The organism is Jiangella asiatica (genome assembly GCF_004349065.1).
GTDB classification, from domain to species: domain Bacteria; phylum Actinomycetota; class Actinomycetes; order Jiangellales; family Jiangellaceae; genus Jiangella; species Jiangella asiatica.
In genome coordinates, this window is the sequence record NZ_SMKZ01000001.1 from 299,460 (window position 1) to 323,132 (window position 23,673).

General features: G+C 72.6%; 19 protein-coding genes. 11 read left to right on the plus strand and 8 right to left on the minus strand.

What is annotated here, in order from left to right:
- Positions 1 to 51: 51 nt before the first annotated feature.
- Genes E1269_RS01260 through E1269_RS01280 form a run of 5 tightly spaced genes read right to left on the minus strand, consistent with a single transcriptional unit; the run spans position 52 to position 5,747 of the window.
- Positions 52 to 1,386, minus strand: a complete 1,335-nt coding sequence (locus E1269_RS01260) for a DUF58 domain-containing protein (protein WP_131890155.1) — start codon at positions 1,384 to 1,386, stop codon at positions 52 to 54.
- The gene (locus E1269_RS01265; protein WP_131890157.1) at positions 1,386 to 2,363 is read right to left on the minus strand and encodes an AAA family ATPase; all 978 of its coding nucleotides are present in this window, start codon (positions 2,361 to 2,363) and stop codon (positions 1,386 to 1,388) included. Before E1269_RS01265 ends, E1269_RS01260 begins: the two co-directional genes overlap by 1 nt.
- The gene (locus E1269_RS01270) at positions 2,360 to 3,604 is read right to left on the minus strand and encodes a DUF4350 domain-containing protein (RefSeq protein ID WP_131890159.1); all 1,245 of its coding nucleotides are present in this window, start codon (positions 3,602 to 3,604) and stop codon (positions 2,360 to 2,362) included. Before E1269_RS01270 ends, E1269_RS01265 begins: the two co-directional genes overlap by 4 nt.
- Positions 3,601 to 4,248 carry a DUF4129 domain-containing protein gene (locus E1269_RS01275; protein WP_131890161.1) on the minus strand — a complete coding sequence of 216 codons (648 nt, stop codon included), beginning with the start codon at positions 4,246 to 4,248 and terminating at the stop codon, positions 3,601 to 3,603. Before E1269_RS01275 ends, E1269_RS01270 begins: the two co-directional genes overlap by 4 nt.
- 2 nt (positions 4,249 to 4,250) lie before the next feature.
- Positions 4,251 to 5,747 (minus strand): DUF7847 domain-containing protein, encoded by a 1,497-nt coding sequence (locus E1269_RS01280; protein WP_131890163.1) that lies wholly within the window; start codon positions 5,745 to 5,747, stop codon positions 4,251 to 4,253.
- A gap of 255 nt (positions 5,748 to 6,002) precedes the next feature.
- Here E1269_RS01280 and mtrA point away from each other — a divergent pair, with 255 nt between their 5' ends.
- The 6 genes from mtrA to E1269_RS01310 all read left to right on the plus strand — a co-directional run bounded on the left by mtrA (position 6,003) and on the right by E1269_RS01310 (position 13,397).
- Positions 6,003 to 6,680 (plus strand): MtrAB system response regulator MtrA, encoded by a 678-nt coding sequence (mtrA, locus tag E1269_RS01285; protein WP_131890165.1) that lies wholly within the window; start codon positions 6,003 to 6,005, stop codon positions 6,678 to 6,680.
- 4 nt (positions 6,681 to 6,684) lie between these two features.
- On the plus strand, positions 6,685 to 8,475 hold the full coding sequence (gene mtrB / locus E1269_RS01290) for an MtrAB system histidine kinase MtrB (protein WP_203432684.1): 1,791 nt from the start codon (positions 6,685 to 6,687) through the stop codon (positions 8,473 to 8,475).
- The gene (locus E1269_RS01295; RefSeq protein WP_162606166.1) at positions 8,468 to 10,186 is read left to right on the plus strand and encodes an LpqB family beta-propeller domain-containing protein; all 1,719 of its coding nucleotides are present in this window, start codon (positions 8,468 to 8,470) and stop codon (positions 10,184 to 10,186) included. The genes mtrB and E1269_RS01295 overlap by 8 nt, the downstream gene beginning before the upstream one ends.
- Before the next feature lie 166 nt (positions 10,187 to 10,352).
- Positions 10,353 to 11,222, plus strand: a complete 870-nt coding sequence (locus E1269_RS01300; protein ID WP_162606167.1) for a ComF family protein — start codon at positions 10,353 to 10,355, stop codon at positions 11,220 to 11,222.
- Positions 11,223 to 11,395: 173 nt separating this feature from the next.
- Complete coding sequence (hpf, locus tag E1269_RS01305; protein ID WP_131890173.1) at positions 11,396 to 12,052, plus strand: ribosome hibernation-promoting factor, HPF/YfiA family; 657 nt, start codon at positions 11,396 to 11,398, stop codon at positions 12,050 to 12,052.
- A 130-nt stretch (positions 12,053 to 12,182) separates the two neighbouring features.
- Entirely contained in the window at positions 12,183 to 13,397 is a 1,215-nt protein-coding gene (locus E1269_RS01310) for a winged helix-turn-helix domain-containing protein (RefSeq protein WP_131890175.1), read from the plus strand.
- Positions 13,398 to 13,424: 27 nt separating this feature from the next.
- On the opposite strand, the gene E1269_RS01315 is transcribed toward E1269_RS01310, so the two are convergent.
- Positions 13,425 to 14,546: a GNAT family N-acetyltransferase gene (locus E1269_RS01315; RefSeq protein WP_131890177.1), complete on the minus strand. Its 1,122-nt coding sequence runs from the start codon at positions 14,544 to 14,546 to the stop codon at positions 13,425 to 13,427.
- 148 nt (positions 14,547 to 14,694) lie between these two features.
- Here E1269_RS01315 and secA point away from each other — a divergent pair, with 148 nt between their 5' ends.
- The gene (gene secA / locus E1269_RS01320) at positions 14,695 to 17,547 is read left to right on the plus strand and encodes a preprotein translocase subunit SecA (RefSeq protein ID WP_131890179.1); all 2,853 of its coding nucleotides are present in this window, start codon (positions 14,695 to 14,697) and stop codon (positions 17,545 to 17,547) included.
- Between the two features lie 236 nt (positions 17,548 to 17,783).
- Complete coding sequence (locus E1269_RS01325) at positions 17,784 to 18,824, plus strand: GDSL-type esterase/lipase family protein (RefSeq protein WP_131890181.1); 1,041 nt, start codon at positions 17,784 to 17,786, stop codon at positions 18,822 to 18,824.
- On the opposite strand, the gene E1269_RS01330 is transcribed toward E1269_RS01325, so the two are convergent.
- Positions 18,738 to 19,463: an Rv3235 family protein gene (locus E1269_RS01330; protein WP_131890183.1), complete on the minus strand. Its 726-nt coding sequence runs from the start codon at positions 19,461 to 19,463 to the stop codon at positions 18,738 to 18,740. The two genes, E1269_RS01325 and E1269_RS01330, sit on opposite strands and share 87 nt — an antisense overlap.
- 304 nt (positions 19,464 to 19,767) lie before the next feature.
- On the opposite strand from E1269_RS01330, the gene E1269_RS01335 reads away from it, so the two are divergent.
- The 3 genes from E1269_RS01335 to E1269_RS01345 all read left to right on the plus strand — a co-directional run bounded on the left by E1269_RS01335 (position 19,768) and on the right by E1269_RS01345 (position 23,096).
- Positions 19,768 to 20,748, plus strand: coding sequence for a patatin-like phospholipase family protein (locus E1269_RS01335; protein WP_162606168.1), 981 nt, complete (start codon positions 19,768 to 19,770; stop codon positions 20,746 to 20,748).
- A 94-nt stretch (positions 20,749 to 20,842) separates the two neighbouring features.
- The gene (pruA, locus tag E1269_RS01340) at positions 20,843 to 22,483 is read left to right on the plus strand and encodes an L-glutamate gamma-semialdehyde dehydrogenase (RefSeq protein ID WP_131890455.1); all 1,641 of its coding nucleotides are present in this window, start codon (positions 20,843 to 20,845) and stop codon (positions 22,481 to 22,483) included.
- A 34-nt stretch (positions 22,484 to 22,517) separates the two neighbouring features.
- Entirely contained in the window at positions 22,518 to 23,096 is a 579-nt protein-coding gene (locus tag E1269_RS01345) for a hypothetical protein (protein ID WP_131890187.1), read from the plus strand.
- A gap of 60 nt (positions 23,097 to 23,156) precedes the next feature.
- Here E1269_RS01345 and E1269_RS01350 read toward each other — a convergent pair whose 3' ends face one another.
- Entirely contained in the window at positions 23,157 to 23,651 is a 495-nt protein-coding gene (locus tag E1269_RS01350; RefSeq protein ID WP_131890189.1) for a DUF2505 domain-containing protein, read from the minus strand.
- Between the last annotated feature and the right edge of the window lie 22 nt (positions 23,652 to 23,673).

The following is a 23,673-nucleotide window of genomic DNA, read 5'->3' on the forward strand; positions in this document are numbered from 1 at the left end:
GAAGGGAACGGCGCAACGAGGAAACGGGCGGGCGGAGGCGGGCTGCGGGCTTCAGAGGCGGCCGGTGGCTTTGAGCTCCAGGTAGCGGTCGGCGACAGCCGGCGGCAGGTCCGTGGGTGCGGCGTCGATGACGTGGGCGCCGCGGCGGGCGAGCAGCTCGGCCACCCGGGCCCGGGCCAGCCGGTCGTGCTCGGCGGCGGCCGCGGCATAAACGGCGTCGGCGTCGCCCCGTCCGCGCGCCAGCGACGCCAGCCGCGGGTCGGCCACCGACGCCACCAGCACCGTGTGCCGGCGGGTGAGCTGCCCGATCACGGGCAGCAGGCCGAGCTCGACGGCGCTGGAGTCCAGCCCGGTCACGATGACGACGAAGGCGTGCCGCCGCGCCCGGTTCATGACCTCCGCGGCCAGCGCGCGGTAGTCGGTCTCCAGCAGCTCCGGCTCGAGGGTGGCGACAGCGTCGACCATGCGACGCAGCACGTCGCCGGCGGCCGGGCGGGCGACCTCGGCGCGCACGCGGCGGTCGTGGGCGAGCAGGTCTACGCGGTCGCCGGCGCGGGCGGCCAGTGCTCCGAGCAGCAGCGCGGTGTCGATGGCGGCGTCTAGCCGGGGCTCATCACGGCCGAGCCACTCTTCTCCGGTGAGGCCGCCAGGCAGACCGACCCGGCCGGCGGAGGTGCGGCCGGTGTCGAGGACGATCAGCACGTGCCGGTCGCGTTCCGGGCGCCAGGTGCGCACGACGACGTCGCCGCGACGGGCCGTGGCACGCCAGTCGATGGAGCGGGTGTCGTCGCCGATGACGTACTCGCGCAGCGAGTCGAACTCCGTGCCCTGGCCGCGGATGCGCAGCGCCGAGCGGCCGTCGATCTCGCGCAGCCGACTCAGCCGCGACGGCAGGTGCCGCCGGGCCCGGAACGGCGGCAGCACCCGCAGCGTCCACGGCACGCCGTGCGACCCCTGCCGCCCGGCCAGCCCCAGCGGCCCGAAGCTGCGCACGGTCACGCGGTCGGCGGGCCGGTCGCCGCGGCGGGTGGGCCGCAGCGCGGTCTCGACGGTCTGCCGGCCGCCGGGAGCGACGTCGACGGGGAACCGGTCGGCCAGCGCGCCCGATGACGGCGGCCAGGCGTCGCGCAGCACCCCTCGCACTCGCCGCCGTCCGTCGTTGACGACTGTGAGCGCGACGGTGGCCGTCTCGCCCAGCCGGACGGTCTCGTCGCCGCGCCGCTCGAACCACAGCCGCCGGGGCGAGCCGGCCAGCACGGCGTCGACGAGCGCCACGGCCACGACGACGGCGGACACAGCCACGACGCCGCCGGTCGACGGCGCGGCGACGACGACGATGACCGCGCCCAGCGCCGCCAGCAGCGCGACCCGGCCGGACAGGACCATCAGCGTGGCACGGGGACGGTGGACAGCACGGTGTCGAGGACGGAGTCGGCGGCGACGCCCTCCATCTCGGCCTCGGGGCGCAGCGTCAGCCGATGCCGCAGGGTCGGCCGGGCGAGCGCCTTGACGTCGTCGGGGGTGACGAAGTCGCGACCGGACAGCCACGCCCATGCCCGGGCGGTTCTGAGCAGCGCCGTCGCGCCGCGCGGCGAGACGCCCAGCTGCACCGACGGCGACGTCCGCGTCGCCCGGCAGATGTCGACGATGTACCCCAGGACGTCCGGTTCGACCCGGACGGCCGCCACCGCCTCCCGAGCCGCGACGAGGTCGGCCGGGCCGGCGACGGTGCGCACCCCGGCGGCGGACAGGTCACGCGGGTCGAAGCCGTCGGCGTGCCGGCGCAGCACCGCGACCTCGTCGTAGCGCTCCGGGACCGCGACGGTGAGCTTGAGCAGGAAGCGGTCGAGCTGGGCTTCCGGCAGCGGGTAGGTACCCTCGTACTCGACCGGGTTCTGGGTGGCGGCGACGACGAACGGGTCGGGCAGCGGCCGCGGCTCGCCGTCGACGGAGACCTGGCGTTCCTCCATCGCCTCCAGCAGCGCGGCCTGCGTCTTCGGCGGCGTGCGGTTGATCTCGTCCGCGAGCAGCAAGTTGGTGAAGACCGGCCCGGCCGAGAACGAGAACTCCGCGGTCCGCGCGTCGTACACGAGCGAGCCGGTGATGTCGCCGGGCATCAGGTCGGGCGTGAACTGGACCCGTTTGGCCTCGACGTCGAGGGTGGCGGCGAGGGCACGCACCAGCAACGTCTTGGCGACGCCGGGTACTCCTTCGAGCAGCACATGGCCGCGGCAGAGCAGCGCGATGACCAGGCCGGTGACGGCGGGGTCCTGTCCGACGACCGCCTTCGCGACCTCGTGCCGGACGCTGGTGAGGGCTTCGCGGGCCGGGTCGGCCGGTGCGGTGATGGACGCATCGGTCACGGTGAACGGGGATCCCTTCTCGTGGACGTCGCGGGGGCGGCGGAACCGGCCCGCTCCAGGTCGTCGAGGTGGTCGGCCAGGCGCACGAGCGCGGCGTCGTCGGCCGGCGGCGGTCCGGCCAGCAGCGCGGTGATCTCGCCAACGGACCGGCCGGTGCGCTCGGCCAGGACAGCGGCCAGCGCGCCGACGTCGTCGGAGCAACCGCCGCCGGTTGCGCCGGCCGGCCCGCCGCCGGTCGTGGCGCTGAGCCGGCGCACGGCGGCCTCCCTCAGCAGTGCGGCGGCGTGCTCGCGTGACCGGCCGCGTCGGTAGAGCCGGGCCCGGCCCTCCGTGGTCTCGCTGGCCCGGACGACGACGGGCAAGGGCTCGGGCACGAGCCGGCCAAGCCGCCGAGCCCGCCACAGCCCGGCCAGCGCGACGGCGACCACCAGCTGCCAGGCACCGGCACGCACCCAGCTGGGCAACCGGTCGGTGAAGGAACCGGCGGTGTCGCCGGAGGACTCGGGGACCGGGCGGTACCAGACCAGCCGCTCGCTCCGGCCGAGCAGCCCCATGGCCAGCGCGGCGTTGCCGTCCCGGTCGAGGAACTCGTTGGTAAGCGGGTCGGCGGTGCCGACGAGGACCACCTCGCTGCCGCTGGCGCTGGCGGTGACGACGAGGGTGGGGTCGCCGCCGACGGGATAGCAGCGGACCCCGGCGCTGCGGCTGACGTCGCCGGTGTACGCGGTGTCGCCGAGCCGCGCCGACCCGGCTCGCTCGGCTTCCGGCAGGTCGCAGTCGGGCTCGACCTCGTCCGCCGCGGCGACGGAGACGGCGGCGAGCTCCGGCGCGAAGTCGGTGACGCTGGACCGCGCGGCGACGAGCACCAGCCGGGCGCCGGTGTCGACGACGCGGTCCACCTGCTCCGGGGTCAGCAGGTCCGGGACGGTGACGAGCAGGGTGTCGTCCGGGCCGGCGACCTCGGTGACGTCGGCAACGGTGCGTACCGGGTCGATGCGCACCCCTTGGTCCTCCAGTAGCCGGGCCAGCGCGCGAGCGCCGCCGGCGTCGACCCCCTCCGGGTCGAGGAAGCCGCGGCTGGCCCGGCTCTCGACGATGCCGAGCACCACCGCGGTGGCGACGAGCAACCCGACGACGGCGAGCGGACGCCGCCAGCGCCGCCAGTGCTCCGCGCGGGTGGGGTCCAAAGGCCCCGCCGCGGCGGCGCGCGGTGTCGTCGGGCCGCTCGTCGTCAGGCTCACAACGGCACCGCCAGGGTCGGTCCGGCCGGTGCCCCGTTGGAGGGGCGGGCGGCGGCGACCGCGGCGTCCAGGGCCCGCAGGCTGGTGTCGTCGCCGGCCGTCGCGTCCGCGCCACCGTAGCGGACCGCGTCGAACAAGATGGCGCCGCGGCGCATCGACTCCGCGACGTCGGCCAGGACGGCGCCCGCCTCGCGAGCCGCTTCGTCGGCGGTGCGGCCGGAGCGGTCGTCGAGGACGCCGCGCTCTTCGAGGCCCGTCACGACCGCGCGGTACCGCTCGACGACGGCGGTGTTCCAGTCCGAGCGGGCCGCGGCGGCGTCGGCGGCGGCGCGGTGCTCGGCGGCCGTCCGGCGGCGGTCGGGGAGAACGGGGCCGGCGCGGCGGGCCGCCCGGCGCGCCATCGGGCCGGTGCGCAGCACGATGACCGCCGCCAGCACGACGACGACGGCCACGATGGCCGAGATCGCGATGCGGCTGGAGAAGGCGCCGGTGGCGGCGTCAAGCAGCCGGTCGATCTGGTTCAGGATCCAGCGCATCACGCGGCTCAGCAGCGGCGTGTCGCGTTCGTAGGAGGGCTTGGACAGCTCGTCGCGGGCGAGGTCGCGGGCCTCGTCGCGACCCGGGTCGACCGGGACGGACGCCATGATCACGGTGGCGGGGCCGCCGGGCCGCCGCCGCGGCCGGGCAGCTCGACTCCGGCCGCCCGGGCCAGCTCGATGTCGAGCCCTTCGCGGCGGATGCGCCGGTCGATGTACAGCAGGGCGGTGGCCGCGGCCGAGAACGGCGCGGTGATGGTCGCGGCGATCATGCCGGCGAGCGTGTTGAGCACGAACCAGCTGACGGTGTCGTCAGGGCCGTCGCCGAGCAGCCCCGGCACCCCGAACGGCACCGCCACCACCTGGTTGATCAGCCACACCACGATGGTGATGAGCAGCAGGATGCCGAACACCCGCCACCACGACGTGCGCACCAACGCGGCCGAGCGGCGCAGCGACTCGATGATGCCGATGGGCCGCGGCCCGCCGTTGCCCCGCACCGACGTCTCCAGCATCAGCGCCGGCGTGGACAACGCGAAGCGCACGTACAGCCACACCGTCAGCGGAATGGCAGCGAGTCCGACCAGGACCGCGATGACGGCAGCCGGGGCGCCGCCGACCGCGGCCAGTACGATCGCAAGCACGGCGACCCCGATGGTCGGGCTGAGCCAGATGAGCGTGTACACGAATGTGAGGCCGAGCAAGCGCGGCAGCCGCCCCTTGGACTCGTTCCACGCCTGCCCGATGCTCAGCTGCCGGCCCAGCACGGCCCGGCCGACCACCACCGTCAGCACACCGGTCAGGAAGACCGTCGCTATCAGCGTGACCAGCAGGCTCAGCAGGGTGACCGGGATGGCCCGGGCGATGTCGTCCAGCGCCTCGGACTCGTCGGTGATACCGAGGTTGGGTTCGGTGATCTGGTCGCCGAACACCCAGGCCAAAGCCGCGGCGGAAAGGATCTGCGTGACCGCCGCGACGACGGCGGACAGGCCCAGCATGGCGCCGAGGTTGCGGCGGATGGTGGTGACGGCGCCGTCGAGGATCTCGCCGACGCCGAGCGGGCGCAGCGGGATGACACCGGGCTTGGCGTCGGGCACCTGCCAGGCTGGGTTGGGCCCGGTGGCCCAGCCGCCCTGCTGCCACTGGCCCTGCCCACCCTGGCTGTAGCCACCGCTCGGTTGCTGCCAACCGCCGGGCGCCTGCCACCCGGACGCGCCCTGGGAGCTGCCGGGCTGCTGCGGGCCGCTGGGCTGCTGCGGGCCGCTTGGTTGCTGCGGGCCGCTGGGCTGGCTCGGGCCGCCGGGCTGGCTCGGGCCGCCGGCCTGGCTCGGGCCGCCGGCCTGGCTCGGGCCGCCGGCCTGGTGCCAGCCAGCACCCTGGCCGCCGGCCTGCCAGCCGCCGCTCGGCTGGGACCAGCCACTGGGTTGCTGAGGTGACCAGCCCGGATACGGGGCCGTCGGCTCAGTCGGCCGGTCGCTACCGGGCGTGGTCGGCGCAGGCTGGTCCCCGCCCACAGGCGGCTGCTCGCCCTCGAGGCGGTCGTCCGGCTGGTCGTCGCCGGCAGGGTAGTCGTCCGGCGGGGGCGGCGACCCTGCGTTCCCGGACATGATCCTCTCCTTCGCGTGTACGCATGGCGGCTCATCCGTTGCCGCTGGCGCACTCTCCGTGCGGATTCGTCGCTGTGCCCCGGCGACGACTGGCGCACCGGCCGGTTGATGGTCACGACGCCTGCCTGGTCGGGCAGCACGAACATCCTGTCACGTCCTACGGACAGTGTTCGGACCAGCACGGCCGGGGAGTCCGACAGGCCGTCGATGAGGCCATTTTCGACGTCAGGGCCACTTCGGTGTCACGATATGGACATGAAAGGACGTGTGCTCATCGTCGACGACGACACCGCGTTGGCCGAGATGCTCGGAATCGTCCTGCGCGGGGAGGGCTACGAGCACGCGATCATCACTCGTGGTGACGACGTGCTGCCGGCATTCCGGGAGTTCAAGCCCGACCTCGTGCTGCTCGACCTGATGCTTCCCGGCCGCGACGGCATCGACGTGTGCAAGGAGATCCGCGCCGAGTCCGGCGTGCCGATCGTCATGCTCACCGCCAAGAGCGACACCGTGGACGTCGTCGTCGGCCTGGAGTCCGGCGCCGACGACTACGTCGTCAAGCCGTTCAAGCCCAAGGAGCTGGTCGCTCGCGTGCGGGCCCGGCTTCGCCGCACCGACGACCCGAAGCCCGAGACGCTGCAGGTCGGTGACGTCGTCATCGACGTCGCCGGGCACTCGGTCAAGCGTGACGGGACGCCCATCTCGCTGACACCGCTGGAGTTCGACCTGCTCGCCTGCCTGGCCCGCCGGCCGTGGCAGGTGTTCACCCGGGAGGAGCTGCTGGAGAAGGTGTGGGGCTATCGCCACGCCACCGACACCCGCCTGGTGAACGTCCACGTGCAACGCCTGCGCTCCAAGATCGAGCACGATCCGGAGCGACCCGAGATCGTCGTGACCGTACGCGGTGTGGGGTACAAGGCCGGCCCTGGGTGATCCAGTGACCCGCCCGGTGCGTGACGGCGCCGCGGTACCGACCGGTGCCGACGTGCTCAGCCGGCTGCTGCCGCGCCTGGCGCAGTGGTCGGCGCGGCCGTGGCAGCTCGTGCGCGGGGCGTGGCGGCGTTCGATCCAGCTCCGCGTCATCACCGCGACGCTGACGCTGTCCGTCGTCGTGGTGTCGCTGCTGGGCATCACCCTGTCCCGGCAGATCACCGATGGCCTCCTGCAGGCGCAGGCCGAGGCCGCGGTGGCCGACGCGTCGGCGGGTATCGACAGCGCCCAGCGCAGCCTCGACGCCGCGGTCGACCAGGCGCCGGCAGAGCTGCGGCAGACGCTCGTGCAGATCGCCGAGACCCTCGCCGCTGGTGGCAGCACGTCGGCGGCAACCGAGCCGCTGTACGAGATCGTAGTGCTGGGCTCCGAGGGCGCGCCGACGTACCGCTCGCGGGCCAGCTCCGAGAGCGTCCCGGCGGACCTGCGCGACCGCGTGAGCGAGGAGCCGCGCGTCTTCCGCACCTACACGTCGATCAACTACGTCAACGGCGACAGCGTGCCCGGCCTCGCGGTGGGCGGCAGCATCACCGACCCCACCGGCCAGGACTACGAGCTCTACTACCTGTTCCCGCTGACCGAGCAGCAGCAGACCATCGACCTGGTGCTGACGGCGCTGGCCACGGCGGGCGTGCTGCTGGTGCTGCTGCTGTGCGCGCTGGCCTGGCTGGTGGCGCGGCAGGTGGTGACGCCGGTGCGGATGGCGGCGCGGATCGCCGAGCGGTTCTCCGCCGGGCGGCTGTCGGAGCGGATGGCGGTGCGCGGCCGCGACGACCTCGCCCGGCTGGCCATGAGCTTCAACCAGATGGCCGCCAGCCTGCAGCACCAGATCGGCCAGCTCGAGGACCTGTCGCGGATGCAGCAGCAGTTCGTCTCCGACGTCTCCCACGAGCTGCGCACCCCGCTGACGACGGTGCGGATGGCCGCCGATGTGCTCTACGAGGCGCGCGACGACTTCGACCCCGTCACCGAGCGCTCAATCGAGCTGCTGCAGGCACAGCTGGACCGGTTCGAGGCGCTGCTCACCGACCTGCTCGAGATCAGCCGGTTCGACGCCGGCGCGGCCGCGCTCAACGCCGAGCGCTTCGACGTGCGCGACGTCGTGCACAAGGTGATCGACGCGGCGACGCCCCTGGCGGTCCAGAAGGGCAGCGACCTGCTGGTCGACGTCCCGGTCGAGCCGGTCATGGCCGAGGTCGACGCCCGGCGCATCGAGCGCATCGTGCGCAACCTGGTCGTCAACGCCATCGAGCACGGGGAGGGTCGCGACGTGCGCGTCCGGCTCGCCACCGACGACCACGCCGTCGCCATCACCGTCCGCGACCACGGCGTGGGGCTGAAGCCGGGGGAGTCGTCGCTGGTGTTCCACCGGTTCTGGCGCGCCGACCCAGCGCGGGCCCGCACCACCGGCGGCACCGGGCTCGGCCTGTCCATCGCCCTCGAGGACGCCCGGCTGCACGGCGGCTGGCTGCAGGCGTGGGGCGAGCCCGGCGAGGGGTCGCAGTTCCGGCTCACGCTGCCGCGGGTCGCCGGCGACGACCTGCGGTCCTCGCCGCTGGCTCTGGTGCCCGACGACGTCGGCGATGGCGCCGTGGACGCGTCCGGGGTCGGTGAACCGTACCGGCGCCTCGGCCCGGCGACGGAGTCCCCGTCGTCCCCGGCGTCGCCGGCCACCGCGGACGGCGAGCCGACACCGTCGTCGGCGGATCCGGCGCAGGAGGTGTCGCGGCATGCGTAGCCGAACCTGCCTGGTCGCGACGCTGGTCGTTGCCGCCGTCGTCGCGGGCTGCAGCGAGATCCCGACCTCCGGCCCGGTCCTCGGCGGCGAGTCGGTGGAGCCACCGTCGGAGGAGCGGCGGTTCATCCAGGTCGAGGCGCCGCCACCGGAGCCCGGCGCGGACGCCGTCGGCGTCGTCAGCGGGTTCATCGAGGCGATGGCCTCGTACGAGCCCGGGTACGAGACCGCCCGGCTCTTCCTGACCGACGAGGCCGCCGCGGCCTGGGACCCGGCGGAGAACGTCACGGTGTACCTCGGCGCGACGCCGGACATCGAGGCGATCGGCGAGGACCGCGTCGACGTCCAGATGACCGTCAGTGCGACGGTCGGTGTCGACGGCACCTACGTCGCGGCCGAGCCCGGCACGACGCGCGAGATGAACCTGCATCTGGTGCGCGAGAACGGCGAGTGGCGCATCACCGACCCCGAGCCAGGCATCGTCATCGCCGTGTTCAGCTTCGACCGCGAGTACGAACCGCGCAACGTCTACTTCTTCGACCCGGGCCTCGAGGTCCTCGTGCCCGACCCGATCTACATCCCGCGGTCGGCCAGCGCGGCGACCCTGCTCGCGCGCAAGGTGCTGTCCGGTCCGTCGCAGTGGCTCGCGCCGGCCGTGCGGACCGCGTTCCCGGACGGGACGGAGCTCGAGGTCAACGCGGTCCCGGTCGAAGGTGGCGTCGCGACGGTGGAGCTCAGCGCCGCGGCCGCCATCGCCGACCCGGAGACGCGCGAACTGATGGCTGCCCAGCTGACCTGGACGCTCGGGATGCTGCCCGACGTCGAACGGGTCGCGGTGACCTCCGGCCGGGCGCCGCTGGTCCAGGGCGACGCGCTGTCGCCGCGCGACCCCGTGATGAGCCAGTACGACCCCGTGGTGCTCAAATCTGACACCCCGGCCTACGCGATCGGCGAGGCGGGCGTGGTTTCGCTGGGCGACGGCGAGCCGACGCCGGTGCCGGGACCGCTGGGCTCCATGGCCGACATCCGCGAGTTCGCCGTCAACCTCGGCGGCAACCGTGGCGCCGTCATCAGCGGCGACGGCCACCTGCTCCAGGTGGCGACGTTCGGCGAGGACGAGACCGTGCAGACCGTCTTCGAGGGTGTCGACCTCAGCTCGCCCGCGTGGGACCGCTCCGGCCTGATCTGGGCCGTCGACCACGGCGTCGAAGGACACGGGCTCGTCGCCGCCGGCGCCGACGGCGAGCGGGTCGACGTGGTGGCCGCCGGCCTCACCGGGCGCGACGTCGACCGGCTGGCGCTGTCGCCGGACGGCGCCAGGATCGCGATGATCGTGGACGGCCTGGCCTACGTCGCCGGCCTCGTCCGCGAGCCCGACAGCAGGGGCACCATCCGCATCGAGGGCATGCGCCCGGTCGGCCCGGCCGGCACCGCCGTCGACATCGCCTGGAGCACGTCCAGTGGTGCCTGGAGCGCCGCCGACAGCGTCATCGTCCTGTCCAGCACAGAGCAGGGCGTCCTACCGCACACCGTGGGGCTGTCCGGCCAGGTCACGGCGCCGCGTGGGTTGACCGCGACCGACGGCGTCCGGATCACGTCGTCGCCTGGGCTGCCGGCCGTGCTCGAGACCGCCGACGGTGTCCTGTACATGCAGCGCGCCGGCAGCAGCTGGAGCGAGATCGGCCCGGGCCGCGCCCCCACCTACCCCGGCTGACCCGCCGCGCATCGCCGCCGCGCCCTCCGCCGCGACGCCCCTGCCGCTCGAAATGATCACGTTCAGCACGAAATCTCGTGTCGCACCATGCTTGCGATCATGGCGATGCGCGCAGTCGCCTGGTGGTGACTCGGGGCTGTCGGTGCCGGAGCGCAAGATGGGCGGCATGGCAGTGACGGGAGGCCCCGGGCGGGCCGGCGCAATGCGGTTGGGGCAGCGGCTGGGGCCGACGACGGCCGGTCTCGGCCGGAGTCTGGCCGGCCTGGCGCGAGGGGCCGCCGACCTCGTGCTCGGGGACAGCTGCGCCGGCTGCGGTGAGCATCCCGGCCTGCTCTGCCCGGCCTGCCGCGACGCTCTCCTCGGGCCGGCGACGGTACGCCGTCTACCCCCGCCGCCAGGGCAGCGGCCGCACCTCGCGGCGCCAGAGCCAGCAAATCTGCCGTTGAGCGGGCGGCCGGAGCCCGCTCACCTGTCGTCGGCCGGGTGGCTGGAGCCAGTCGGTCTGCCGCTGGCCGGGGCGGCCGCGTACGCCGATCCCGTCCGGGCGGTGATCATCGCGCACAAGGAGCGCGGGCGCCTCCCACTGTCCCGGCCGCTCGGCGACGCGCTGGCGGTGGCTGCCACGGCGCTGCTGGAGTCGGACCTCGGGTGCGGTCACGATGGGCGGCCCGTGGCGCTGGTGCCGGTGCCGTCGAGGCGCTCCGCGGTGCGTCGGCGCGGTCACGACCCCGTCCTGCGCACCGCTCGCCGGGCGGCCGCGACGCTGCGCCGGTCCGGGCAGGCGAGCACCGCCGTCGCGGCGCTTCGGCACCGGCGGAAGGTGGCCGACCAGGCCGGCCTCGGGCGGTCGGCGCGCGAACACAACCTGCACGGCTCGCTGGCGGTGCGCCGTGGCGCCGCCGACCTGATGCCCGGGCGGTGCGTGCTGCTCGCCGACGACATCGTGACGTCGGGGGCCACGCTGCGCGAGGCTGTTCGCGCGCTGGCCAGCTCGGGTGTCGAGCCCTGTGGGGCGGTGGTGGTCGCGGTGGCCTGACACGAGAAATGCGGGAGATCGAGGTGTACAGAAGGCGACGAGCAGCTAACGTTTGTGCATGGCACCCCATGTCAGACTCCGCATCACCAAGGAGGAAGGCCGGGTGCGCAACCCGGTCTCGCGAGCGCGCGGGTGTCCCTCGACCGTCTGACCCCACGACCGGGAGGTTTCGAGTGGATATCGTCATCAAGGGCCGACACACTTCTGTGCCCGAGCGGTTCCGGAATCACGTGACCGAGAAGCTCGCGAAGCTCGACAAGATCGCTCACAAGGTCATCCGGGTGGACGTCGAGATCACGGTAGAAGCCAACCCCCGTCAGACCGGCCAGTCCGAGCGCGTCGAGCTGACCCTCCACTCCAAGGGCCCGGTCATCCGGGCCGAGGCGGCGGCCGCCGACCGCTATGCCGCACTCGACCAGGCCGCCGACCGCCTCATCTCCCGGCTGCGCAAGGCCGCCGATCGTCGCCGCGTCCACCACGGCAATCGCACGCCCATCTCCGTTGCCGCGGCCACGGCCTCGCTCGGCGGCGCGCCGCACCTCCCGGCGCAGCCGTCGCCTGCCACCGTCGCGCAGGCCACCGGGACCGCCCTCGCGACGTCCACGCGGCTCGACGACCGGCCCGGGACGTTCGCGTCCGAGGAAGGCGGGCCCATGGTGGTCCGCGAGAAGACGCACCGCGCGGAGCCGATGACGCTCGATCAGGCGCTCTACGAGATGGAGCTGGTCGGCCACGACTTCTACCTGTTCGTCGACGCCGAAAGCAAGATGCCCAGCGTGGTCTACCGGCGCCGCGGCTACGACTACGGGGTCATCCACCTCGACGTCTGATCATCCTGACGACGGCTTCAGCCCCTCCGGTCCGCTGGTGGAAAGCCGCCCCGAGCGGTGGCCCTCCACCCGACACCGTCGGCGACTGTGAGCGTCCGGCGTTGTCGGTGGCCGCTGGTAGCTTCCCGGCATGGCTCGTCGAGAACGCTTGTCCACAGCCGCTGCCCGCCGGGTGGCCCTGGCTGCGCAGGGCTTCGCCGACCCTAGGCCGGCCGTGCCCGACCGGCGGGCCATCCGCCGCGTGGTCGACCGCGTCGGCGTGGTGCAGATCGACTCGGTAAATGTGCTGTCCCGATCGCACTACCTGCCGTTCTTCAGCCGGCTCGGCCCCTACCCGCACGAGCAGCTCGACCGGGCGGTCAACAAGGCGCCGCGCATGCTGTTCGAGTACTGGGCGCACGAGGCGTCGCTGCTGCCGGTGCGCACCCAGCCGTACCTGCGTGCCCGCATGGAGCGGGCCGAGGAAGCGGCCTGGGGGAGCATGCGGCGCATGGTGCGCGAGAAGCCGGAGTTCGTCGAGTGGGTCTTCGACGAGGTCAAGCGGCTGGGTCCGGTCACGGCTGGCGAGATCGAGCACGAGGCGCCGCGTGCCAAGGACAGCTGGGGCTGGAACTGGTCCGAGGTCAAGACGGCGTTGGAGTTCCTCTTCTGGGCCGGCCGGGTCACCTCCGCCGGCCGCAACGGCTCGTTCGCGAGAATCTACGACATTCCCGAGCGGGTGCTGCCCAAGGCCGTGCTCGACATGCCGACGCCCGCCCCCGCCGAGGCGCACCGTGAGCTCGTCCGGGTGGCGGCGCGGGCGCACGGTGTCGGTTCCGAGCAGTGCCTGCGCGACTACTTCCGGCTCCAGCCGGCACCGGCCAAGGCGGCCATCGCCGAGCTGGTCGAGGACGGCGAGCTGCTGCCGGTCACCGTCGACGGCTGGAAACGGCAGGCGTACCTGCACCGTGACGCGCGGGTCCCGCGCAGGGTCGACGCGCGGGCCCTGCTGAGCCCGTTCGACTCGCTGATCTGGGAGCGGCCACGTACCGAGGCGCTGTTCGGGTTCCGCTACCGGCTGGAGATCTACGTGCCGCCCGACAAGCGGGTCCACGGCTACTACGTGTTGCCCTTCCTGCTCGGCGACGAGCTGGTCGCGCGCGTCGACCTCAAGGCCGACCGGAAGGCCGGGGCGCTACTGGTCCAGTCCGCGTGGGGCGAGCCGGGGTCGCCGGCCGACACCTCGGACGAGCTGACCGACGAGCTGGTGTCGCTCGCGGGGTGGCTCGGGTTGTCCGAGGTCGTCGTCACCGGACGGGGCGACATCGCCGCTGCGCTGGAGGCCGCGCTGCGGGGCGTCGCCTGACCCCGTCGTGCCCAGCGGCCGACCACGTCAGGGGCGCGGGTCGTCGCAGAGCAGGTCGTACCAATGCAGGTCGACGACGCCGCCGCCGCGGATGCGGTCGCCGGCACGCTCGACGCCGTAGGGCCGGAACCCAGCGCGTTCGATGACCTTGCGTGAGGCGTCGTTGCCGGTCACGTGTGCGACGATCAGCCGGCGCAGGCCCAGCCCGCCCTCCGACGGCGCCGCGAATGCGTGCTGGGCCATGAGCCCCACCGCCTGCGTTGCCACGCCGCGCCCGCGCGCGGACGGGTGCACCCAGTAGCCGACCTCGGCGCCGCCGTCGTGTGAAGGCATCGCCATCAGCGAGAACGCGCCGACCGCCGGACCGCCTTCGGGCATCGCCGCCGCCCAGTGCACACCTCGGCCGGCCGCCGCCTCCTCCTCGCGGTCGCGGATGTAGGCGCGGGCGATGTCCGGGGTGTACGGCGAGGGCAGGCCGCCGAGCCAGTGCTGGGTGACGGGGTCGTTGCACGCCTCGACGATGGCGTCGACGTCGGTGTCCTGGAACCGCCGCAGCACCACACCCGAGCCGTGCACCGTCGGGATGTCCAGCCACGGCGAGGTCGGGCGCATCGGCTCGCCGGCCACCAGCGTCGCCACCCAGGTGTCCTCGCGGACGCCGCGCCGGGCGATGCCGCCGCGCACCTTACCTTCGATCCGGAAGCCGCACGCCCACGCGACCCGGCGCGACGGCCAGTTGCCGACCGAGGCGCGCCAGCGCAGGTGGGTGAGGCCGGGCCCGACGTCGGCGAAGGCGTACTCGGCCACCAGCCGGACCGCACGGGACATCAGGTGCCGGCCGCGGGCTTCCGGCGCCAGCCAGAAGCCGACCTCGGCTGCTCCGTCGCCCTGCGACCGCAGGCCGACCATCCCCAGGACGCGGCGGTCCTCCGGGTCGCGCAGTGCCCAGATGAGGTCGTTGCCGGACTCCCACCCGGTGCGGACGAGGTCCTCGACGAAGCCCTTGGCGTGCTCGTGCAGATAAGGCGAGGGGAGCGTCGTCCACCGCAGGATCTCCGGGTCCTGGCAGATCTCGGCGATGCGGTCGATGTCGTCGGACGTCGGCGCGGCGAGCAGGAGCCGGTCACTGCGGAGCTCGAACGGTTGCACGTCAAGCATCCTGCCGTTCGCCCGGTCCTGAGGTCGAGTCGTTATCTTTTCCGTGACCCGACGTACCATGGGTCGTCGGAGCCCCGTGTAGGCGGGGTGCACCGGGCGCGCCCCGCCGCCCAAGCCCGCAACGTAGGAGTTGACCCGCGTGCCTGTTCTGCTCGACAAGATCCTCCGTGCCGGGGAGGGCAAGACCCTGAAGCGCCTCGAGGCGATGGCGAGGCAGGTCAACAGCATCGAAGAGGACTACACCTCGCTGTCTGACACCGAGCTGCAGGGGATGACCAGGGAGTTCCGCTCCCGGCTGGCCGAGGGCGAGACGCTCGACGACCTGTTGCCCGAGGCGTTCGCGACGGTGCGCGAGGCCGCCCGGCGCACCATCGGCCAGCGGCACTTCGACGTGCAGGTCATGGGCGGGGCGGCGCTGCACCTGGGAAACATCGCCGAGATGGGCACCGGTGAGGGCAAGACCCTCGTCGCGACGCTGCCGGCGTACCTCAACGCGCTGTCGGGCAACGGCGTGCACGTCATCACCGTCAACGACTACCTGGCTCGCTACCACGCGGAGTGGATGGGCCGCATCCACCGCTTCCTCGGCCTGGAGGTCGGGGTCATCCTCAACGGCCTGACGCCGGCGCAGCGCCGCGAGGCCTACGCCGCCGACATCACGTACGGCACCAACAACGAGTTCGGCTTCGACTACCTGCGCGACAACATGGCCCAGCGGGTCGAGGACCAGGTGCAGCGCGGCCACAACTACGCCATCGTCGACGAGGTCGACTCCATCCTCATCGACGAGGCCCGCACGCCGCTGATCATCTCCGGTCCGGCCGACCAGCCGACGCGGTGGTACACCGAGTTCTCCAAAGTCGCCCAGCGGCTGCGCAAGGACTCCGACTACGAGGTCGACGAGAAGAAGCGCACCGTTGGCGTGCTGGAGCCCGGCATCGAGAAGGTCGAGGACTGGCTGGGCATCGACAACCTCTACGAGAGCGCCAACACCCCGCTGATCCAGTTCCTCAACAACTCCATCAAGGCCAAGGAGCTGTACCGGCGCGACAAGGAGTACGTCGTCAAGGACGGCGAGGTGCTCATCGTCGACGAGCACACCGGCCGCATCCTGGGCGGGCGGCGCTACAACGAGGGTATGCACCAGGCCATCGAGGCGAAGGAAGGGGTGGAGATCAAGCAGGAGAACCAGACCCTCGCGACCATCACCCTGCAGAACTTCTTCCGCCTCTACACCAAGCTCGCCGGCATGACCGGTACGGCCATGACCGAGGCCAGCGAGTTCGACAAGATCTACAACCTCGGCGTGGTCCCGATCCCGCCGAACCGGCCGCTGGCCCGCCTCGACCAGGACGACGAGATCTACCGCACCGAGGCGGCCAAGTTCGACGCCGTCGTCGAGGACATCGTCAACCGGCACCAGAAGGGCCAGCCCGTCCTCGTCGGCACCACGAGCGTCGAGAAGTCCGAGCGGCTGTCGCAGCTGCTGCGCAAGCGGGGCATACCGCACGAGGTCCTCAACGCCAAGCAGCACGAGCGTGAGGCCGCCATCGTCGCCCAGGCGGGCCGGCGCGGCGCCGTCACCGTCGCCACCAACATGGCCGGTCGAGGCACCGACATCATGCTCGGCGGCAACCACGAGTTCATGGCGCAGGCCGAGCTCAAGCAGCGCGGGCTCGACCCCGTCGAGAACCCCGAGGAGTACAAGGCCGCCGAGGTGGCCATCCTCGAGAAGCTCGAGGCACAGGTCGCGGCCGAGCGCGACGAGGTCCGCTCGCTCGGCGGGCTGTATGTCCTGGGCACCGAGCGGCACGAGTCCCGACGCATCGACAACCAGCTGCGCGGCCGGTCCGGCCGTCAGGGCGACCCGGGCGAGTCGCGCTTCTACCTCTCGCTCGAGGACGACCTCATGCGCTTGTTCAAGAGCGAGTGGGTCGAGATGATCATGCGGACGTTCAACCAGCCGGACGACGTCCCCATCTCGCACAAGCGGGTCAGCAACGCCGTCAGGAGCGCGCAGACGCAGCGCGAGGCGCAGATGTTCGAGATGCGCAAGGACGTCCTCAAGTACGACGACGTCCTCAACCGGCAGCGGCAGGTCATCTACGACGAGCGCCGCCGCGTGCTGCATGGTGAGGACCTGCACGAGCAGATCACCGGCATGCTCGACGATGCCGTCACCGCCTACGTCCAGGGCGCAACGGCCGACGGCTACCCGGAGCACTGGGATCTCGAACAGCTGTGGACGGCGCTCAAGACGCTCTACCCGGTGAACGTCACCATCGACCTGCTCGAGCGGGAGGCCGGTGGCCGCACCAGCCTGACCCCGATCGGTCTGAGCGAACGCCTGGTCAGCGACGCGCGTGACGCGCTGGCGCGCCGCGAGGGCGAGCTGGGCCGCGAGGTCATGCGCGAGCTCGAGCGGCGCGTGCTGCTGACCGTCCTCGACCGCAAGTGGCGCGAGCACCTCTACGAGATGGACTACCTGCGCGAGGGCATCGGCCTGCGCGCCTTCGCCCAGAAGCAGCCGCTGGTGGAGTACCAACGCGAAGGCTACGACCTCTTCGTGGCGATGATGGACGGCATCAAGGAGGAGTCCGTCGGCCTGGTGTTCAACCTGGAGGTTCAGGTCACCAAGCCCAGCGCCGAGGCGGGCGAGGCCCCAGCCGACGTTGAGGGCGCGCCGGTGGTCCGGGCCAAGGGCCTGGCCGGCGCACAGCGGCCGCAGCAGCTGCAGTACACCGCTCCGACGGTGGACGGCGACGCCGGCGTGCAGCGCCAGGTCGAGCAGACGCGCCCGGCGGTCGCGTCCGGCCCGAACGGCAGCCGCGGCTCGCACGCCGCGCCGGCGGCCGGCGACAGCGACGAGATCGACTTCAGCAACGTGTCGCGCAATGCCCTGTGTCCCTGCGGCTCGGGCAAGAAGTTCAAGCGCTGCCACGGCGACCCGCGCAACCGTTCAGCCGAAGACTCCACCCAGCCCGCGAGCTGACGCGGAACGTCCGCTTCGACCGCCAGTCGGCCCCTCGCGGCCGGCGGGCGGTCGCGCGCGTCCCCACCGGGTGGTGGACTCGAGCTGTTCTCCTGATCTTGGCCCGTCTGACGGTTCCGTCCGGTATCGTCCTGGTTGACGCTCGGTGATTCCGGGAGTCAAGGCCCGGCTCGGCCTGATTCGGATCGGCTCGGACGGCGGATGGAGGGGCGGTCGCTCGCGGCCGCGCAGCGCTCATGACACACGCACCAGGCAGCCACGAACCCACCGACACTCGATCGTCCCGCTCGATCAGGAGAAAGGCCGTCGCGCTCTGTGCGGCGGCCTTCGTCGTGGTCGGGCTCGTCCCCACAGCGACGGCGGCGGCCGCGGGCGGCGCTGAGGCAGGCGTCGCCGCTCAGGCGTCTGTACCCGCGGCGGCGGCGCGGACGACGACCGCCGCGGAGGCCCTGCCGGACGCCGTCGTCGCCCTGGGTGACTCGTACTCGTCCGGCCTGGGCGCCGGCGGCTACCAGAACCACTGCGACCACACGCCGCAGGCGTGGATCCACCTGCTGTTCGGCGGGGCGGTCGCCGACCGGACGCTGCTCGCGTGCTCCGGTGCCACCATCTCCGACGTGGCCACACAGGTCGGGCAGTTGGCGGCGCTGCCGGGCGAGTCCGGCGACCGGCTCATCACGGTGACCGTCGGCGGCAACGACGCGGGCTTCGCCGACGAGCTGGTCAACTGCCTGGTCTCCTTCGTGTCGTGCACCAGCCGCGAGGCGGCGCTGACCGCCCGCATCCAGGCCCTGCACCAGCCGCTGGTCGACCTGTACAACTCGATCCAGGCCGCAGCGCCCGGCGACGAGGTCATCGTCGGCGGCTACCCGATGCTCGTGCCCGACCCGGCCGTCCGCAGCGACTGCCCGGCGCTGACGAGCTTCCTGTCCACCTCCGAGCGCCGGATGATCCGCCGGCTCGGCGTCCTGCTCAACGACGTCGTCGACGGTGCCGCCGCCGCGGCCGGCGTGCGGTCGGCGTCGTCCCGGGTGGAACAGACGTTCGACGGGCACGAGGCATGCGCCAACGGAGCCGGCGACTGGCTCTACGGGCTCAAGCTCTCGTTCGGCGACGGTGCCGCCACGGCCGAGCCGTCCGAGGCGGCGAGCGCGACACCGCCCTCCCACCCGCAATGGGAGATCGTCTCGTCATTCGTGCGCGACTCCTTCCACCCGACCGTCGCCGGGCAGGCCGGCTACGCCTCGGCCTTCGAGGCCGAGTGGGCCGCCGGCTGACCGACGCTTCCCGGGCCGCCGCGTCGACGGCCTCTCCACCAGGTCGAACGCGGTGCATACCCAGCGGTCGTCGACGGCCTCCAACCGAACGGCGACCGCCGACACCCGCCGTCCCAGCTGCACGACGACACACGTCTCGGCGACGGTGTCGGTGACCCGGCAGGCGCGGATGGTCCGCACCCGGGGACGGGCCGTGGGCGTGGCCGGCTGGTCGGCGGCGCGGCGGGCCAGGGCCCGGAAGACGGCCTCATCGGTCCACCGGACCAGCTGCTGGAGCGACCGGCGGCCGTGTACGCCCTCGATCGCGGCCTGTGCCAGCGTGGCCGTCCAGCGTCGCGGGTCCGGTAGCGCGGCGGGTGCCGCCGCGGCAGGGGTGCTTCCCTCGAACGGCAGGTCGTCGACCACGAGTGCCGGCGGTTCGGCCGGCTGCGCGGACGGCCCGACCGAGACCGCCAGCGTGCCCTGGACGTGACCGCTCGGTGCCCGGCTCCGTTGGACCGCCGACGTGGCCGGCACGATGCCGAGCTCGTCGTCGAAGGGCGGCTCGCATACCGGCAGCGGCAGCCGGCGCACCCGCCCGCCGTCGACTCGGCCGGTCGAGGCCGGTCCGGCGGCGGCATGGCTGGTCGTAGTGGGCATCAGGGCTCCTGTCCGCGGGCCGTTGGGGTCAGCAGGATCGAAACCGCCGCGCCCGAGCGCGGTCAACAGAGTCCGAAGCGCGGGCCAGTTGCCCGACCGGACGGGCTAGTCGGGCTAACGCGGGCGATGACCGGCCCGGTCGAACGGGCAACGCGACACCTGTCACGCATGCATGGCAGGAACGCCGTTGTTACATCATCATTAACAGATGGAGGCCATCGGTAACACCGGTCGCCAGCCCGGTCGCCGTCCGAGTGGAAAACACCGGACCGGCGGCTCGACACGCGCGGCGGACCCGGGCGCTTTGAGCCGCTCCGACGACGGGCCGCGGCGGGGCCTCGTGCTCGGCGGCGGTGGCGTGCTGGGCGCGGCGTGGATGGTGGGCGCGCTGAGCGCGATCGAGGACTCCACCGGCGTCGACCTGCGCTCCTTCGACTACATCCTGGGCACGTCCGCGGGCTCGGTCATGGCCGCGCTGTTGGGGGCTGGGCTCAACGCCAGCCAGCTGCGCGACCACCAGCTGGGCCGGTCCATCGACGGGCCGCTGGCAGATCACTCCTGGGACTACGACACCGCGACCGGCGGTTCCCGCCCGCAGCTGCCGCGGCTGGGTGTCGGCTCGCCGGCCATGGTCAGGAACAGTGTGCGCCGGTTGCGCCGCATGCCGCCGACTGCCGTGCTGTCGGCGCTGTTGCCAGTGGGCCGCGGGTCGCTCGACGGCATCGGCGAGCTGATCGGCGCGGTCACCGGGCCAGATGCCGGCTGGTCGCCGCACCCAGGCGTGTGGATCGTGGCGATGGACTACGAGACCGGCCGGCGCATCCCGTTCGGCCGCCCGGGCGAGCCGCGGCCGTCGTTGCCGCAAGCCGTCATGGCATCGTGCGCCATCCCCGGCTGGTTCGCGCCGGTCGTCGTCGACGGACACCGCTACGTCGACGGCGGCACCTGCTCGGCCACGTCGGTGGACCTCATGGGCGGCCTCGACCTCGACGAGGTCTACGTGGCCGCGCCGATGGTCTCCTTCGAGACCGACCGGCCCCGGCCGCTGTTGTCGCGGCTGGAACGACGGTGGCGGCGTCGCTGCACCCGCCGCTGCCTGCACGAGGCTCAGAAGCTGCACGCCCAGGGCACCGAGGTCACCATCCTCGGGCCCGGGCCGGAGGACCTGGCCGCCATAGGTGCCAACGTCATGGACACCGGCCGTCGCCTGCGCGTCCTGGAGACGTCGCTGCGGACGTCGGCGGCGACGTTGGCGCGCGGGCGGTCGTGGGCCGACGCCGGGTGAGCGAGACTCGTCGGCGATACTGGCACTGAGCGGGACCACCTGACAGAGACGAGACACCACGACGTCGACGTCCACGATCGGAGCTGTGAGTACCATGCCTGGCGCCCTTGATGCCGTGACCAACGTTCCCGCGCCCACCAACGAGCCGGTGCTCACGTATGCGCCGGGCACGACGGAACGCACCGAGCTCGAGAACGCGCTGGCCGGCATCGCCTCCCGCCACCACGAGCTGACCTGCACCATCGGCGGCGACCAGAAGTTGGGCAGCGGGCCTGAGGCTGAGGTCGTCCAGCCGCATGCGCGCGCCAAGGTGCTGGGGACGTTCCGGCACGCCGGCACCGACGACGCGCAGGCGGCCATCGACGCAGCGCGCGAAGCTGCGCCGGGCTGGCGCTCGCTGTCCTACGACGACCGCGCCGCCGTCTTCCTCAAGGCCGCCGAGCTGCTGGCCGGCCCGTGGCGGCAGACCCTCAACGCCGCGACCATGCTGGGGCAGTCGAAGACGGCCGCGCAGGCCGAGATCGACGCCGCCTGCGAGCTCATCGACTTCTGGCGGTTCAACGTCGCGTTCGGCCGGCAGATCCTCGCCGAGCAGCCGGTCGCCAACTCGCCGGGTGTGTGGAACCGGGTCGAGTATCGGCCGCTGGAGGGCTTCGTCTACGCCATCACGCCGTTCAACTTCACCGCGATCGCCGGCAACCTGCCCACCGCGCCGGCGCTGATGGGCAACACCGTCATCTGGAAGCCCAGCCCCACCCAGCAGCTCGCCGCGCACTACACCATGCGGCTGCTCGAGGCGGCCGGGCTACCGCCGGGCGTCATCAACCTGCTGCCCGGTGACGGGCTGGCGGTCTCCGAGGTGGCGCTGGCACACCCCGACCTCGCCGGCATCCACTTCACCGGGTCGACGGCGACCTTCCAGAAGCTGTGGCGCACGGTCGGCGAGAACATCGGGTCGTACCGCACCTATCCGCGGCTGGTCGGCGAAACCGGCGGCAAGGACTTCGTGCTGGCCCACCCCAGCGCCGACCCGGACGTCCTGCGGACGGCGCTGGTCCGTGGCGCGTTCGAGTACCAGGGCCAGAAGTGCTCCGCGGCCTCGCGCGCCTACGTCCCGCGCAGCGTGTGGGCCCGGATGCGCGACGACTTCCTCTCCCTCACCGAGTCGCTGTCGATGGGCCCGGTCACGGACCTGTCCAACTTCATGGGCGCGGTCATCGACGAGCGCGCGTTCGCCAAGCACACCGCAGCCGTCGAGCGCGCCAAGGCGGACCCGGCGGTCGACATCGTCGCGGGCGGCTCCCTCGACGACAGCGAGGGCTGGTTCGTCCGGCCTACCGTGATGGAGAGCACCGACCCGGAGAACGAGATCTTCTCCACCGAGTACTTCGGCCCGCTGCTCGGCGTCTACGTCTACGACGACGCGGACTTCGACGCCGTCGTCGGGCAGGTCGAGAGTGTCGCGAAGTACGCGCTGACCGGCGCCATCATCGCGCAGGACCGGACGGCTATCGCTTATACCACAGAGGCGCTACGCTTCGCAGCCGGTAACTTTTACGTCAACGACAAACCAACCGGAGCGGTTGTCGGACAGCAGCCATTCGGTGGAAGTCGGGCTAGTGGGACGAACGACAAGGCGGGTTCGGTGCAGAATCTTCTACGGTGGGCGAGCACTAGGGCTTTGAAGGAGACGTTCGTGCCGCCGACCTCGCACGAATACCCGCACATGGGTTGAGCGCACAGCGAACTACAGACATGAGGTGTCTAGCGTGATGGATGACCGGCTGTCGACCAGGCCGTATGTCGCACGAGCGGTGCGGTTGCTGTCCCAGCCCCGTCGGAGTCCGGCGGACGGAGCTCTCGTCACCGCGGTGGCCCTGCGGCTGGCCTCGCTCGACAGCGACAGCGAGACGGCCGAGCGTCTCGTCGCCGCGTCCGACCGGGTGATGACCGGGGTGGCCGGGCTCATCGGCGAACAGGCGCCCGCGTCGGACTGGAGCGACACCGCCGAAGCGCTGGCGCTCATGATCGCCGGGCGGCCGCTGCAGCGCGGCCACCTCATGGCGGCACGGTCCACGCTGGGCACGGCCGACAAGGTCATCGACCTCTCCGACCGGCTGCGCCGCACCGCCGAGGAGCCCATCGACCGCGACGACCTCGGGCGCGCGCTGGCCATGGCCGTCACCGGCCCGGCCGAGCTGGCCGAAGCGCTGCTTGAGCGCGAGAACACCGAGAGCACACCGGCGGCTCCCGAGGCCCCGGCGCCGCGGCAGCCCGGTCGCCGGGCCGGTGCGGCCGAGCGCAACGTCTCGCTGCGGGCGCTCGACGGCGGCGTACCCGGTCGTTGAAAGGGCCCGGCTCCACGTCGATGATCGACCGGGTGCTACCGCCACGGGAAATGAGCTGGTTCAGCGCTGGCCGGCGAGCCACGACCGGCCGACCTGCTCCTCGATCTTCGCCGCCTCGGTCAGGCCCTGATGCACGGCCTGCTCGATCTTGCCGCCCACCAGTGGCACCGACGCCTTCACCGTCGCCGTGATGGTGACGGTGCTGCTGGCGCCGTTGCTGCTCAGGGACATGGTGCCAGTGCACTTGACCGGCGCGCCGATCATGTCCAGGTGGATGCTGCCGCTCCGCGACCCGTCCGGCGCGGCCGGCTCCCAGACGTCGCGCTGCTGGATGTCGATGGTGTCGCCGACGAACCGGCGCACGAAGTCGGGCACGTCCGGCGGCATCACTCGCTTCAGGTCGATGGTGACGCGGTCGCCATCACGGCTGACCGACACCTCGTGCCGCAGTGCCTTCGCGGCCGTGGTCTTGCGGGCGATGTAGGCCTCGTCGGTCAGCATCGCGAAGACAGTCACCGGATCGGCGTCGAAGCGGAGCTCGCTGTACAGGTCCATGGCCCCCAATCCTGACCCATAC

Excerpts from the sequence above, each read along its gene's own strand:
- E1269_RS01280 (WP_131890163.1), bottom strand. The coding sequence starts at position 5,747 with ATGTCCGGGAACGCAGGGTCGCCGCCCCCGCCGGACGACTACCCTGCC.
- E1269_RS01310 (WP_131890175.1), top strand. The coding sequence starts at position 12,183 with ATGGCTCGTCGAGAACGCTTGTCCACAGCCGCTGCCCGCCGGGTGGCC.
- E1269_RS01275 (WP_131890161.1), bottom strand. The coding sequence starts at position 4,248 with ATGGCGTCCGTCCCGGTCGACCCGGGTCGCGACGAGGCCCGCGACCTC.
- E1269_RS01300 (WP_162606167.1), top strand. The coding sequence starts at position 10,353 with ATGGCAGTGACGGGAGGCCCCGGGCGGGCCGGCGCAATGCGGTTGGGG.
- pruA (WP_131890455.1), top strand. The coding sequence starts at position 20,843 with ATGCCTGGCGCCCTTGATGCCGTGACCAACGTTCCCGCGCCCACCAAC.
- E1269_RS01330 (WP_131890183.1), bottom strand. The coding sequence starts at position 19,463 with ATGCCCACTACGACCAGCCATGCCGCCGCCGGACCGGCCTCGACCGGC.
- E1269_RS01350 (WP_131890189.1), bottom strand. The coding sequence starts at position 23,651 with ATGGACCTGTACAGCGAGCTCCGCTTCGACGCCGATCCGGTGACTGTC.
- E1269_RS01260 (WP_131890155.1), bottom strand. The coding sequence starts at position 1,386 with ATGGTCCTGTCCGGCCGGGTCGCGCTGCTGGCGGCGCTGGGCGCGGTC.
- E1269_RS01295 (WP_162606166.1), top strand. The coding sequence starts at position 8,468 with ATGCGTAGCCGAACCTGCCTGGTCGCGACGCTGGTCGTTGCCGCCGTC.
- E1269_RS01325 (WP_131890181.1), top strand. The coding sequence starts at position 17,784 with ATGACACACGCACCAGGCAGCCACGAACCCACCGACACTCGATCGTCC.
- mtrA (WP_131890165.1), top strand. The coding sequence starts at position 6,003 with ATGAAAGGACGTGTGCTCATCGTCGACGACGACACCGCGTTGGCCGAG.